The organism is Arthrobacter sp. Soil763 (assembly GCF_001428365.1).
Lineage (GTDB): Bacteria > Actinomycetota > Actinomycetes > Actinomycetales > Micrococcaceae > Arthrobacter.
This window is the reverse complement of record NZ_LMSH01000006.1, coordinates 32615-46171: the sequence shown is the minus strand read 5'-3', so window position 1 is coordinate 46171 and position 13557 is coordinate 32615. Positions and strand designations below refer to the sequence as shown.

At 63.9% G+C, this 13557-nt stretch carries 14 protein-coding genes; 10 read left to right on the top strand and 4 right to left on the bottom strand.

Annotated elements, in window-relative coordinates; translation table 11 throughout:
• The first annotated feature begins 413 nt into the window (after positions 1–413).
• Positions 414–593 carry a hypothetical protein gene (locus ASG71_RS16740; protein WP_157366497.1) on the top strand — a complete coding sequence of 60 codons (180 nt, stop codon included), beginning with the start codon at positions 414–416 and terminating at the stop codon, positions 591–593.
• 151 nt (positions 594–744) lie between these two features.
• On the opposite strand, the gene ASG71_RS15775 is transcribed toward ASG71_RS16740, so the two are convergent.
• From ASG71_RS15775 to ASG71_RS15760, 4 genes are all read right to left on the bottom strand, one after another.
• On the bottom strand, positions 745–1899 hold the full coding sequence (locus ASG71_RS15775; RefSeq protein WP_082575249.1) for an alpha/beta hydrolase: 1155 nt from the start codon (positions 1897–1899) through the stop codon (positions 745–747).
• A 12-nt stretch (positions 1900–1911) separates the two neighbouring features.
• Positions 1912–2847 (bottom strand): hypothetical protein, encoded by a 936-nt coding sequence (locus ASG71_RS15770; protein WP_056741070.1) that lies wholly within the window; start codon positions 2845–2847, stop codon positions 1912–1914.
• Positions 2844–3203, bottom strand: a complete 360-nt coding sequence (locus ASG71_RS15765) for a hypothetical protein (protein WP_056741069.1) — start codon at positions 3201–3203, stop codon at positions 2844–2846. Before ASG71_RS15765 ends, ASG71_RS15770 begins: the two co-directional genes overlap by 4 nt.
• A 91-nt stretch (positions 3204–3294) precedes the next feature.
• A complete protein-coding gene (locus tag ASG71_RS15760; RefSeq protein WP_056741067.1) occupies positions 3295–4197 on the bottom strand; it encodes a MarR family winged helix-turn-helix transcriptional regulator in 903 nt (300 codons plus the stop codon).
• A gap of 234 nt (positions 4198–4431) precedes the next feature.
• Here ASG71_RS15760 and ASG71_RS15755 point away from each other — a divergent pair, with 234 nt between their 5' ends.
• From ASG71_RS15755 to ASG71_RS15715, 9 genes are read left to right on the top strand one after another with little or no spacing between them, the layout of a single operon-like run.
• Positions 4432–5511, top strand: coding sequence for a CHAP domain-containing protein (locus ASG71_RS15755; protein WP_056741065.1), 1080 nt, complete (start codon positions 4432–4434; stop codon positions 5509–5511).
• The gene (locus ASG71_RS15750; RefSeq protein ID WP_056741063.1) at positions 5508–6026 is read left to right on the top strand and encodes a hypothetical protein; all 519 of its coding nucleotides are present in this window, start codon (positions 5508–5510) and stop codon (positions 6024–6026) included. Before ASG71_RS15755 ends, ASG71_RS15750 begins: the two co-directional genes overlap by 4 nt.
• A 43-nt stretch (positions 6027–6069) precedes the next feature.
• Positions 6070–7503: a chromosome partitioning protein ParA gene (locus ASG71_RS15745; protein WP_056741061.1), complete on the top strand. Its 1434-nt coding sequence runs from the start codon at positions 6070–6072 to the stop codon at positions 7501–7503.
• A 34-nt stretch (positions 7504–7537) separates the two neighbouring features.
• Positions 7538–8140 (top strand): DUF6668 family protein, encoded by a 603-nt coding sequence (locus ASG71_RS15740; RefSeq protein ID WP_056741059.1) that lies wholly within the window; start codon positions 7538–7540, stop codon positions 8138–8140.
• An 11-nt stretch (positions 8141–8151) separates the two neighbouring features.
• Positions 8152–8421, top strand: a complete 270-nt coding sequence (locus tag ASG71_RS15735) for a hypothetical protein (RefSeq protein WP_011689681.1) — start codon at positions 8152–8154, stop codon at positions 8419–8421.
• A 25-nt stretch (positions 8422–8446) separates the two neighbouring features.
• Positions 8447–9202, top strand: coding sequence for a hypothetical protein (locus ASG71_RS15730; RefSeq protein WP_056741057.1), 756 nt, complete (start codon positions 8447–8449; stop codon positions 9200–9202).
• A 1-nt stretch (position 9203) separates the two neighbouring features.
• Positions 9204–10493: a hypothetical protein gene (locus ASG71_RS15725; RefSeq protein WP_056741055.1), complete on the top strand. Its 1290-nt coding sequence runs from the start codon at positions 9204–9206 to the stop codon at positions 10491–10493.
• On the top strand, positions 10480–11988 hold the full coding sequence (locus ASG71_RS15720) for an SCO6880 family protein (RefSeq protein WP_056741053.1): 1509 nt from the start codon (positions 10480–10482) through the stop codon (positions 11986–11988). Before ASG71_RS15725 ends, ASG71_RS15720 begins: the two co-directional genes overlap by 14 nt.
• Positions 11988–13535 carry a helicase HerA domain-containing protein gene (locus ASG71_RS15715; protein ID WP_056741050.1) on the top strand — a complete coding sequence of 516 codons (1548 nt, stop codon included), beginning with the start codon at positions 11988–11990 and terminating at the stop codon, positions 13533–13535. The genes ASG71_RS15720 and ASG71_RS15715 overlap by 1 nt, the downstream gene beginning before the upstream one ends.
• Positions 13536–13557 lie beyond the last annotated feature (22 nt).

The following is a 13557-nucleotide window of genomic DNA, read 5'->3' as shown; positions in this document are numbered from 1 at the left end:
TGCGGGCTGTTTCGGGAGGGTGGCCGTGATTCTTGGTGCCACAGCCGGCCTTGGGTACTGGAAACGGCCCTTGACCCACCGACCCCGCCGGTACATCGGGGCTCCCGCGATCAGCGGGGCGAGACGCCACGCGAGTTCAGGCGTGACTTGACGCGCCGACAGCGGCGCGCCAGTTGTTGACGCCGCGACAGTGGCAGGTACCATAGACAACAGCTACTCCCTTCGGGGTATAGCGAATGGAGCGCCCCTCGCGGGGAGCTTGTGAAAAGTTCAGATCTTTGTCCGGCAAAGATTTCGGATCTGAACGCATACTTTTTGAAGGCCCGCTTCGTGCGGGCCTTCAGTCTTTAACTCGCCTTAGCGATAGGCAGGGTCTCCTGGCCAGTGAGTCGATCTAGGTCAATAGTCTTCAAGTGGGCGTGCACGAGTCGAGCGATGAGGTCGCTCCGGCTCTCCTTGGTCGCATCTACGACGGCGGCCAGCTTCTCGGCATCGGAAATGGGCAGCCGCGCCGTAATGACGTGCCGCTCACCTTTGCTGCGCTGTGGCATGTTCCCTCCCAGGACCGAAGTTACCTCTCCAAGAACACATGAATCAGATTGAATTAAGTGGGAACCTCTGCGGTGTGTCGCTCTTTGGCCCTTTGCCGTATTCCGAGGGCCTTGTTGGATGACGTGCAGCACGTTCTCAATAGTAGTGCATCTGCACTTTATCGCCAGTAGGTGAGGTGCGCATGCACCCCAACTAGCCTTCTCTGGACTTCTCGGAGCGGCGCGACTCCCGGTCCTTGATCCAGGCGGCGATCTCCTCTTCGAAGCGCTCAGGAGCCGAGTTCCACTCGCATTGGTGGGGGACTGGTGGAAATTCAACGAGCGTGGCGGTTTCCGGGTTGCTCTTTGCGAATTGAGCAGATAGCTCGAAAGGCACCTCGGTGTCGCCTCGCGAGTGGAGCACGAGGGCAGGGGTGCGCAGGCGTCCGACGCGATGGGACCAATCCAGAGTGTCGAAGTCAACGGGCTTGGTCAGGGAGGCGAGCCGGCTAACGCCGGGCGTCGAAAGGATACGCGGCACCATCTTTGCAATAGCCCGGGGGAGACCCGCGGTGCGGGCATTTTCGAAGATGACAGCTTCTGTGTTCGGGCCTGGGGACACCAGCACCAATCCGGCTATGACCTGCCGATTGGCGGATGTTTCTGTCAGTAGCAACGAGATCGTTGCTCCCATTGACCAACCAAAAAGATAGACCGCTTTCGCCCCACGCTCTACCGCGTAGGCGAGTGCCTTATCCACATCTTCCGCCTCCAAGCGCCCGTAGTGGCTCACCTGGCCCTGGGCGTGGTTCTCTGCGTCTCCGTAGTAGGACGGGACAACCGAAGTTAGCCCCAAGCGCGTTGCGGACTCAACGCTCCGCAGCATGGACTGGCGGGATGAGCGCAGGCCATGGACATGAATGGCCCATACGTCGGTCGATGGAGTGGCAGGGTGGAAAACCCACGCGGGGAGTGCCCCCGGGGCGAGCTGCACTTCCTCAAAGTCGAGGTGCAGCTCTTCAGGGGATGAAAATGCCTGGCCGGTCCAACTTCCGCGAGTGGGTCCTGCTTCCAGGGTCCCTGTCCATCGCAGTATCTCCCGAGTCACCTCAGCAGTATCTGCATCATGCCGGAGAACCTCTCCCACGACGATGTGCGTGCCGGGCATGACGATTCCATAGGTTCCGGAAGCGAGCGTTTTTGAATCCGCTTCCAACACGACGGTGGCGCGATCTTCCGATATCCGGAGGTCTCGCATCTTCGGATCCTTCCATGCCGTCATTTTCTGACCTAGTGCGGCCGTCGCGGCGACCGGAAGTAGAAGGGCAGCCAGGGATGCCGCAGAGACAAGCCAAGGGTTGGGAGCCATATATAAAGATCCTTACGTCGAAGACTTAAGCGGGGAGTCAATTAGAAGTGCGTCGGCCTTGTGGGTCAGGTTTAGCTCAGGCGTGTTCAGGGCAAAGCCCTTTAGTGTCACAAGGTCACGCACGTGGATGAGCATCTGGTAGCACGCAATTTTTGGCTCTCTGGCCACGTCCACGAGCGGACGTTTGTCCAGACCCGCCCGTCCGAGGACCCGACGGAGACGCAGCGCGTAGAAGAGAAATGTGCAGTATTCCCGGAGAGACCGCACGGAGCCTCTGAGAAAGCCCACACAGAGCAGGATTGCGCCCGAGAAAAAGGCCGCGACGTATACCGAATACAGCAGGGTCGAGAGAGGCGCGATGACAACATTGAGATGCTGCATCCAAAGCAAGATGACGTCCACGGTGTTCCCCAAAACGACCAAAGAAAAGCCGGCGTTGAAAATCTTCGATCGCTTGGAGGAGCTCAGGATCGCACCCAGTGAAAGAGCAGCAATGATCGCCACGAGCGATAGGTATGCGGACAGATAGATAGCTGTCCACGGCTGTCCTATGAGCGCTGCGATGAACGTCTCTACGGAGGTAAACCGGTTCTGTTCGCCTGAGATCATGGTAAACGCGACGGAATAGGTGACGATGCCGAGCCCGAGAAACACGCCATAGTAGGGTGGCGAGGCCTTGGACGTGTGGATGAGTATCGCGCGGTACATGAAGTGAAAGGCCAACGTCGTAGACGTTGCTCCCAGCAGATTCCAGTAGCCCATGGAGCCCATTGCCGCATCGAGCGTCGGGACGGGAACAACAAATCCCAAGCAAATGATGGCGATCAGTCCGCACGTACCCGCAAGCCATCCAGGACGGGAGGCCCGGGCGCCTAACGCGTATGGCGCCCGGAGCACGAGAATCAGCCCGGTCAAGTAGAGCATCATCGTTGCGAGTTCCCTCATCATCCGAAGGCCTGAACGCTCCGGGACTTACGGCTGATGAGGGAAGTGATTTTGAAGGCGAGGAACTCTGCTTCTCGTTCGGCTTCGCTCCAGAGCACTACATCCGGGGTCTCCGTCTCGAGCTGCGTGCCGGGGCGAATGCACTCGCTATGGCGGCAAAGAAGATGCCCCAGCTCGTGGAAGAGACTGTGCATCTGGTAGGCCTGAGGGTCAATTCCACGGAAGACAATGACCACAAAGTCCGGCGTAAGCGCAAAGCTGCCGGTGGTTTTCTTGAACCTCTCGTCTACGGTTTGTTCAAGGAAAATGGGTTTTCCTAGGACGACCGCCACGGCATCAACGACGTCCTGGGTAAGCATTCCCGGCTCCAGGTGAAGTTCCGATAAAGCCCTCGTCGTCAGCGTCCTGGATTTGCGGGAAAGGGGGACTGGAATGCCCTCGTAGCTTCGCTCAAGCACCGTCGTTCAGTCTTTTTTGGACTAGTTCGGCAAGTGCCTGAAGTGCGCCGGCGTCCAAAGCCCCTCGACCCCCGAAACCCGTAACGCCGGCCAAAAGCAGGGCATTCTCAGCCCGCATGTGGTTCTCCACGTCCTTCAACACGTTCTCGTCATCGGTTGATAAATAGGCGGGGTTTCCGGTCAAGACATGGGAAAGCTGAGCGAGCACGTGTCGGCTTACAGGGCCTCCGTTTTCGAGAAGCCCAACCCAGGTCCGGTACGGCATCTCAATGCCTCGTTCGGCCAGTTGGGGGCTGTATTTGTCGAAGGCCGCACCGGCGTCCCCTGCGCCTTTCATCTCCAAGGTTTGGCGGAGGCGCGAAGCGATAACAGAAGAACGGTTGATCTGGACTTCATTAGAGGATTTGGCCGCAAGCACCTCTTGCACTGGGCTTTGTTGCGAAGAGAAACGCTGTTCCAGGACTCCCAAGGTAGTCACCTTTCCCTGGAGTGAGCGGAAGAGATGTACCAACTTAGCGGTGCTCTCCGTAGGGAGGTCACCTACGAAGTCCTGCAGGAGAGACAGATCTGCCGAGACGATGTCTGCCGCGGCTTCGGCGCCTGCGTCTGTCAGCGACCACAGCACCTTCCTCTTATCCTCTCCCGATCCACGCTCAACCAAGCCCTTGGCAACCAATGAATCGACGGACCTGAAAGGGTCCCGGTTAAGGAGCAGCATCTGGCCCAAGTCCTGCATGGAGTATGGGCCGGATTCATTTAGCACCAGAAGTATCTCTACCTGTGCGCTGGTTAGATCATGAGCCTGGGCGTGCTCCAAAATCGACCGCTCCCACTCCTTTGAGAGGGCAAGGAACAGGTATCGCAGCTCCGAGGGGGCCACTTTTTCTTCGGACATAGCTCCCTAGCGTCGACGGTTGGACCTCGCAGCTATTCTATCCCGCGCTGATTTCACCTTCTCCGGACCAAAATTCGCCCACGGCTCATGACTTGCATCTGAATAGAACGGGTGCTAGCGCACCGTATTCTTGCGGTTACAGTGCACCTGCACCGCAACGTGGTAAATTTGATGCGTAGTGCTTTCGGGACACGGATCTTCGTCCCACTTTTTCTAAGGGAAGGGGACAGGCCAGTGAAACGGAACACCGCCACACTGGGAGCGGCCGTCATCGTTCCCACGCTCGTACTTGGCCCGGTCTTCTCAATCCTGTTGCTTCTCGGCCCGACCAAACTAGCCGCGGCCGATTGCGGGCCGGTCAGCTCCGTCTCCGTGGATGCCGGAACGAAGGTCGCCGGCTACACCCAGGAACAACTGAAGAATGCCGCGTCGATCATGGGCGCAGGTAGGGCTTTGAACCTTTCCGCGAATGGTCAGATGATCGCGGTAATGGTTGCCCTGGGGGAGTCCGGCCTTCGTGTTCTGGACAACGGCGACGCTGCCGGCCCCGACTCCCGCGGCCTGTTCCAGCAGCGCGGCAACGGCGCATGGGGCTCTTACGAGGACCGCATGACCCCGACCAAGAGCGCAACGAACTTCATCAAGGCGCTGCAGGGTGTGGCGGGTTGGGAATTGCTGGAACCCACGATCGCGGCTAACAAAGTCCAGCGCAATGCCGACCCGTACCACTACCAGAAGTACTGGCCCGAGGCCGTGAAAATCGTCCAAGCTCTCTCCACCTCGAAGTTCTCCCTCCAGGGAAGTGAGTGCGGGATCCCCGGCCAGTCCGGTGCCGGAAATGACTACCCGTGGAAGAACTCGCCGACCTGGTTGCAGGCCGGGGCCACCGCCGCCAGCACCTCCCCGTTGGGCATGTACTACCGGGAGTGCGTGGACTTCGCCCTGTGGCGGGTCAACCAGCAGATGGGCTCCACGAGTGCACCGTTTAGGTTCCTCAACGGCAACTTCCGTCCCGATGGCCAGGGCTTGGGTTCGGCATTGACGTGGAAGGCCGGCTGGGATGCCAAAGGCTGGCCCACCGGCCGCGCCCCCAAAGTCGGCGCCGTGGTCTGGTACGCGCCAGGGGCCGGGGGAGCGGACCCCAACTTCGGCCACGTCGGCGTGGTCAAGGAAGTCAAAGCCAACGGCACTTACGTCGAAGAGGGCTACAACGGCAACCCTTCCCCGGATGACCACAACTACTACACCCGGACCGTGGGCAACCCGGTCCCCTCGGCCTTCCTGTACCTGCCCACCCAAGAGGAGACGAAGTGAAGAAGCCCCTGACCCTGATCGCGGTGGCGCTGCTGTGCGCGGCCTGCGCGCCTGCCGCGTCCACCGGGACAGCGCCGGCGCAGTCTTCCAGCGCCAGCACCACCCCCTCTGCCCCGGTCTCACTGAGCGCCAACAGCGGACCCCAGGCCCCCGGCGGCACGATCCCGGCCACCATCGGCATCGCCTGGGACCAAGCCAGCAAGGATGCCGCCCTGGACGTTGCCGAGAACGCGATGACCGACTTCGCCCGCCCCACCCTGGATGAGAAGCAGTGGGCCAACGACCTGGCACGCTGGCTGACTTCCCAGGCCACGGCGGACTACTCCTCCGTCGACCCCTCCAACATCCCGGCATCCCGCGTCACGGGATCGGCCACCTTGTCCGTCGACGAGGCCAACGGCTACGGCGTCACCGCCGCCGTCCCAACCAACGCCGGGACCTACACGCTGCAGCTGCTCCGCACAGGCAAGGACGCCCCGTGGAAGGTCAACCGACTCACCCCGCCCTCGTCCTAAGCACCAAACCCCTTTTCCCTTCTCACACCTAAGGAACAAGCCGATGGGTACTTCACCAACGCAAGTTATGGCATTCCCCAGCATCAAGGCAATCGTCCGCGACAACGGCACCGCCGAGGTCGTCGTCGCGGGTAACTCCCGCATCGTTCCTGCGGGGGAATCCCTGCAGGACCTCCGCAACAACGCCCTGTCCCTGGTCGTGGGTGAAGCGCAGACGCTCCAGCGCCCGGTGCGGGTCCAGATCGAGGACCCCGAGGGTCACGGTGAACTCATCGTCCACCCGGATGACAAGATCGAGTCCGTCTCCTACGAACCCCGCACGACCCGGCGCCGGGCCGAGGCGCCCGCCACCACACCGGAGACCGCGGCCCCGTCCGTCATTGAAACCCTTACCCTTCCCGCGCCGGAGCCCGCAGCCCTGCCTGTGGAACCCCCGGTTGCTGCTGTCGTGCCCGACGCGCAGCCGTGGCCTCCCGCAGCGGTAGAACAGACCGGGCCGGCCGCGGAGGAGGCGGCTCCGACGCGGCGCAGCCTGAAAGACACCTCGTTCCTGGTCAGCGCCCCGGTCCTCGAACCGGCAACCCGGGGCTGGCGCGGCGCCCTCACGCGCCTGGGCATCCGCATGAACCCCTCGGACGAAGAGCTCTCCGAACGCGAGGACATCCGCACGGTCAGCCAGCACTGGCCCGGGCCCCGCACCATCGCCGTGGTCAACCGCAAGGGAGGGGCCAACAAGACCCCCACCGTCGTCATGCTCTCGGCAATCCTCGCCCGCTACAGCGGCGCCGCCACGGTCGCCTGGGATAACAACGAATCCCAGGGAACCTTGGGCTGGCGGACCGAAAAAGGCTCCCACGACCGCAGCGTGCTGGACCTGATCGATTCATCGACCGAGCTGTTGTCCCCGTCCACGAACGCCGCGGAAATCGCCATGTTCGTCCACCACCAGACGGCCGATAAGTTCGACGTCCTGCGCTCCGATGAGAACGAGGAAGGCGACCACGAAGTCACCGCCGAGGAAGTCGACATCGCCCACCAGGTCCTGACCCGGTACTACCGTCTCGTCGTGATGGACTCCGGCAACACCGCTCGCGCCGCGAACTGGCGACGCATGATCGACCACACCAACCAGCTCGTCGTCCCGGTCACGGCAATCGAGGACCGTGCCGAAGCCGCCCGGCTGACCTTGCAGACCCTCGAATCCCGTGGCGGCCACGAGGCGGAGCTGGCACGCAACGCGGTCGTGATCGTCTCCGAGTCCACCGATGCGAAACGTTCCATGAGCGGGGATGCCCTGAAGCGGGCCAAAGACGAGGCCGAGCGGATCGCCAAGGGCTTCGAACCCTTCGTCCGCGCCGTCGTCCGGATCCCGTACGACCCGGCCCTGGTCAACGGACCTATCCGGTACGAAGCCCTGCAGCCCGCCACCCAGCGGGCCTGGCTCGCGGCGGCAGCCTCCGTGGCCGCCGGCTTCTAAACATCCACTCAACGGATATTCGAAAGGAGGACCCATGCAGCAGACCTTGAATCCCTGGATCACCCGCCCAGTCGTCGAGGCAGAATCGTCAGAGCCGGAGGCACACACCCCGCCGGCGGCGGCGATCACCGCTCCGTTGCGGGGCATGGTCGAACCTGACGCCGCTGACCGATTGGGACGCCGGACCGTCGTTGGCTCCGCGGCTCTCTGGGTGACCGGAGCCCATGGCGGATCCGGTGAAAGCCGGATCGCGGATCTCCTTGACGGGGCACGCGCCACAGGGCACTGCTGGCCCGTCCCGCAGGACGGAAGCACCCCTCAACTGCTGCTGGTCTGCCGCGCCGACATGCGCGGGCTGACAGCGGCCCGCAGCGCCCTCACCCAGTGGGCTGCCGGCGCAGCCCCGGCCGTTGACCTCCTCGGCCTGGCCGTCCTCGCGGACGCCCCCGGCAAGACCCCCAAAGCCCTTCGCGACTTCACCGCCATTGTCGGCGGGGGAGCACCCCGCCTCTGGACCCTGCCCTGGGTCGAAGCCTGGCGGCACGAAGACACCCCCAGCGTCCCTCCAGCCCGCGAATACCAACGCTTCACCACCAACATAGCTGCACTCGTAGCTGACACCAGCACCACCAAATGAAAGGTCTCACCATGAACTCCCTGGCCCTCTTGGACTCAAGCGTCATCCCCAACCCCACCCCGGTTGTCCCGGCCCAGGCCGGCGGCCTGCTCACGATCCTGAACTGGGCTTCCGGCATCGGCCTGGTCCTCGGCGTCCTTGGCGTGATCATCGTCGGTATCGGTATGGTGATCCAGCTCCAGCGCGGCGAGGGCGCCCAGGCCATCGGCAAGCTCGGATGGGTACTGCTGGGCTGCATCATCATCACCGGCGCCTCCGGCATCGTTCGCGCGTTCGTCTAAACCACCACTACTCGGAAGGGTCACCATGAGCCAGTCCACCGAAAGCAACCATGACAGCAGCCCCTTCACCGCACCCGGGTTCCTCATCTCTGCCGGGCTGGTGGCGCTGATCCTCGTTATCGGCATCGTCATCTTCCTGCTACCCAAAGGGGGCACCGCAGCCCAGCCCGCCCCCGCGTCGTCCTCTGGCAACGTCCCCACGCAGTCGTCGGCTCCGGCCGCCGCGGGGGGAGAAAGCATTTGCGGGCTGCCTTCCAGCAACGACACAGCGCTGGGAACGGCACCGACGTCAAAGTGGGAACTCGTGGGAAAGATGGCTGTCCCCACCGAGCCGAAGACCTTCGGCCCGGGGAAGACTGACCCGGACGGATTCCGCTCCTGCTTCGCGCACTCGCCCACAGGCGCTCTCTACGCAGCCATGAATGTGGCCGCGCTCGGCTCCTCGGGTGCGCCTGAGCTTGAAAAGAAGCTCGCTGACAAGCTCCTTGTCCCCGGCGTTGGAAGGGATGCGGCAATCCGCGAGACGAACGCAGGCACCGGCTCGTCCGGGAACAGCACCACTATCCAAGTCCAAGGGTTTCTCATGAAGTCCTACACACCTTCGGAAGCCAACCTTGATCTGGCTTTCAAGACGGACACCGGAGCCCTCGGCCACACAACAATCTCCATGCGGTGGATGGAAGGGGACTGGAAAGTGAAGCCCGCGGACGATGGCGTGACTTTCAGCAACGTGTCACAGCTCAAGGATCTGAGCGGCTTCATCCTCTGGTCCGGGATCTGACATGGCCGAATGCAAGTGGGGGGACCTAGGGTGCGGGTTCGGGAACGCCCTCGAAGACCTGACTAACGACGCCATGGGGAACATGGCGAAGGCGATCATGGAGGGCATGAGTCAGATGGTGACGACTCTGTCGACCTTCTGGGTCTCGATGCCGACGGTGAACCTGACAAGCCAGGACGGGACTGCGGCAAGTCCTGTCGTTTCCATGGTCCATGGGGAACTCATGGCTTGGACGGTCGCCCTCGCCGTCCTCGCCGTCATTATCGGCGGTATCCGCATGATCTGGGAGCAGCGGGGAGCACCCCTTAAGGAGCTTCTGCGCTCACTGGTGACGCTGACGCTTGTGTCCGGGTTGGGCCTGGGGATCATTTCCATTCTTGTGGTCGCCGCTGATGCGTTCTCGGCCGCGATCATCAACCGCTCGACCGACGGTAAAGGCTTCGCGGACGCAATGAAGCTTCTGGTCATGACCAACCAGACCGGGGTTGGGGTCTTCATCCTCATCATCTTGGGACTGATCGGATTGCTGGCTTCCCTCGTCCAGGTCGTGCTCATGGTCGTGCGGAGCGGGATGTTGGTAATCCTCGCCGGCATCCTGCCCACGACCGCCGCGTTCACGAACACGGAAATGGGCAAGCAGTGGTTCCAGAAGGCTGTCGGCTGGACGATCGCCTTCATCCTTTACAAACCCGCCGCGGCAATCGTCTACTCCGTGGCATTCCTTCTCATGGGGAGCAGCGGGAAGAACGCTTTGATCGGCTCGATCACTGGGTTCACGCTCATGGTTGTGGCGCTGTTCGCCATGCCGGCGCTGATGCGCTTCGTGACCCCCATGGTCGGAGCGGTCGCATCCGGCGGCGGCGCGGGAGCCGGCGCCGCCGTCGGCGCTATGGCCACCGGCGCCGTGTCCATGGGCCGCAGTGGCAGCGGACGCGGCAATGCCGCACCCACACCGGCGAGCTCCAACCAGACAGGCTCGGCCCCAAAGGGGAGCGACGGGACCCCCGGCCCCAAGGGCAGCGGCGGGAAACCAACCCCCGGATCGGCCGGCACGGCTGGCGCGCCGGAGGCTGCCGCCGCAGGAACCACGGGAGCTGCAGGTGCCGCCGGAACGGCAGGGGCCGGCGCGGCAGGCGCCGCATCGGGCGCGACGGCAGCAGCCGGCCCGGCCGGTATCGCCGTGGCCGCAGGAACACAAGTAGCGTCCCGGGTTTCCCAGGCCGCCCAACAAACCGCACAGGACTCAACCGGCCAATCAGAATCCATGGAGGGCCCCAGTGGCAGCAATTAACACCGAATACAAAGAACCGTCCTACGGAAACTGGCGTGTGCCCCGCTCGGCCGGACTCGGCAACCTCGGTGCCATCGGCACCGGCATCGTCATGATCGGTCTGCTCCTGGGCATCACCAGCTTCGCTATCTGGGGCCTGCTTCCCGGCCTCGCGGTCCTCGCTGTTGCCGGGATCAGCGCCCTCCTGCTGACGGTCAAGGACAAGCACGGCCAGTCCATTGTTGACCGCACCGCGACCCGGATTAGCTTCCGGATCTCCAAGTCCTCGGGCACCAACCTTTACCGCTCCGGCCCTCTGGGCGTCACGCAGTGGGGCATGTACCAGCTGCCAGGCCTCGCCGCGAAGTCCACGCTGTACGAATTCTCCGACTCCTACAAGCGCCCGTTCGCCCTCCTCCACGTCCCGGCCACGAACCACTTCACGGTGATCTTCTCCACCGAACCCGACGGTGCGTCCCTGGTCGACCCTGAACAGGTCGATGCGTGGGTGGCCAACTGGGGCGGCTGGCTCGCCGGCCTCGCCGATGAAGCCGGACTGGACGCCGCAGCCGTCACGGTCGAAACCGCGCCCGACTCCGGCTACCGGCTCCGCAACGAGGTCGAGATGAACATCGACCCGAACGCCCCGGCCTTCGCCCAGGCGATCCTGCGCGAAGTCGTGGACACCTACCCCGAAGGCTCCGCCACCGTGCGGGCCTGGGTTTCCCTGACGTTCAACGCCTCCCTCCGGTCGGGTTCGAAAAAGCGCACCCCCGAGGACGTGGCCCGCGACCTGGCCTCCCGCATTCCGGGACTTTCGGCCCGGCTGCAGTCCACCGGCGCCGGTATCGCCCGTCCCATGTCCGCGCAGGAACTCTGCGAAGTCGTCCGGATCGCCTATGACCCGCCGGCGGCCCTGATCATTGATGAAGCCCACGCCGCCGGTTCCCCCGTATCCCTGAGCTGGGGCGAGGTTGGCCCGACCGCGACGCAGGCGAGCTGGGACGACTACCGCCATGACAGCGCATTCTCGGCGTCCTGGACCATGACCGGCGCACCCCGCGGGTCCGTGAACTCCTCGGTGCTCTCCCGCCTCCTCGCCCCGCACGGGGACATCGACCGCAAGCGCATCTCCCTGCTGTACCGTCCGATGGACTCGGCCCGCGCCGCGGCCGTGGTCGAACGGGACCAGAACAACGCCAACGTCCGCATCACCTCCGGGACCCGCCCCTCGGCCCGCGCCCTGGTCGATGCCCGGTCCGCCGTGCAGACCGCCCAGGAAGAAGCCCAGGGCGCGGGCCTAGTGAACTTCGGCATGGTCGTCACCGCCACCGTCACCGATAAGGAACGCCTCGCGGACGCTGTCGCCGCTATCGAGCAGACCTCCGGCACCGCCCGGGTGCTCCTGCGCCGGGCCTACGGATCCCAGGACACCGCCTTCGCCGCGTCCCTGCCCCTGGGACTGGTCCTACCCAAGCACAGCATGGTGCCCTCCGAGATTAAGGACGCCCTCTAATGGCCCGCATGCGCCTTTTGACTGCAAAGAAGTCAAAGACAGTAAAGGAACCGGCGGCACGTCCGGAGAAACGCCGCGCCCGGGACGCCGGCCCGGGCGCGCGGGGCTGGACCGGACGCGGCGGCGGCATGGCCGCGCTCGTCCCCTCCGTCACCGAATACCGCGGCACTACGGTCCAGGTCTGCGGCCTGTGGCCGTTCTCCTCGGGCGCGTCCTCGCCCATGATTGGTGTGCCGCTGGGCCGGCACGAGGAAACCCAGGCCACGGTCTGCTGCGACCCGATCAGCTGGTTCCAGCGGGCCCGGCTGATCTCCAACCCGTCCGCATTCATCCTCGGCAAGCCGGGCCTCGGCAAGTCGACACTGGTCCGCCGCATGTTCTTAGGCCTCTCCGCCCAAGGCGTCAACGCCCTCGTCCTGGGCGACCTCAAGGGTGAGCACGTCAAAGCCGTGCAGGCCCTCGGCGGACAGGTCATCAAGCTCGGCCGCGGCGTCGGATACCTGAACATCCTCGACCCGGGCCAGGCCGTCGAAGTCGCCCAGCGCCTCGAAGAGGCCGGCCACCACGAGGCCGCCACCCGGGTCCGCGCCGACGCCCACGGCCGACGCCTGAACATGGTCGTCTCCCTGATCACGATCAGCCGGAACAACCCGCCCACCGACCAGGAACAGACCATCCTCGACCGCGCCCTCCGCGTCCTCGATGACCGGTTCGACGGCATCCCTGTCCTCAAAGACCTGCTCGACGTCATTGTCTCCGCCCCCGACGAGCTGCGCCAGGTCGCGCTGGACCGCGGTGACATCAACGTCTATCTGAAGGAAACCCGGGCGCTGGAGGCCACGCTGCTGGGCCTGACCGGCGGCGGGAAGCTCGGCGAAATTTTCTCCCGCCAGACCACCAACCCCATGAGCCGGGACCGCTCCGTCGTTTTCGACGTTTCCACCATTGATGAGACCGAAACAGACCTGCAGGCCGCCGTGCTGCTGGCCTGCTGGTCCTACGGCTTCGGCACGGTCAATGTTGCCAACACCCTCGCCGACGCCGGCCTGGAACCGCGGCGGAACTACTTCGTCGTCCTGGACGAGTTGTGGCGGGCGCTGCGTGCCGGTAAAGGGATGGTGGACCGGGTGGACGCCCTGACCCGTTTGAACCGTTCCGTGGGTGTCGGGCAGATCATGATTTCCCACACCATGTCCGACCTGCTGGCGCTTCCGGCGGAAGAGGACCGGATGAAAGCCCGCGGCTTCGTGGAACGCTCCGGCATGGTCATCTGCGGGGGCCTCCCGGCCTCCGAGATGCCGTTGCTGACCTCGGCCATTCCGTTGTCCCGGCAGGAGCAGCAGAAGCTCATCTCCTGGCAGGACCCGCCCGCCTGGGACTCACGCGGGCTCGACGTCGAACCTCCCGGACGGGGGAAGTTCCTGATCAAGGTCGGTGGCCGGCCCGGGATCCCGGTTCTGGTGGGACTGACATCTTTGGAACAAGGCCCGGATGGAGTCAACGACACCGAGGGTAAGTGGCGGGAAAACAGTGAGAAGTTCGCGTGAATTCTGACGCTTTTGGCGTGAA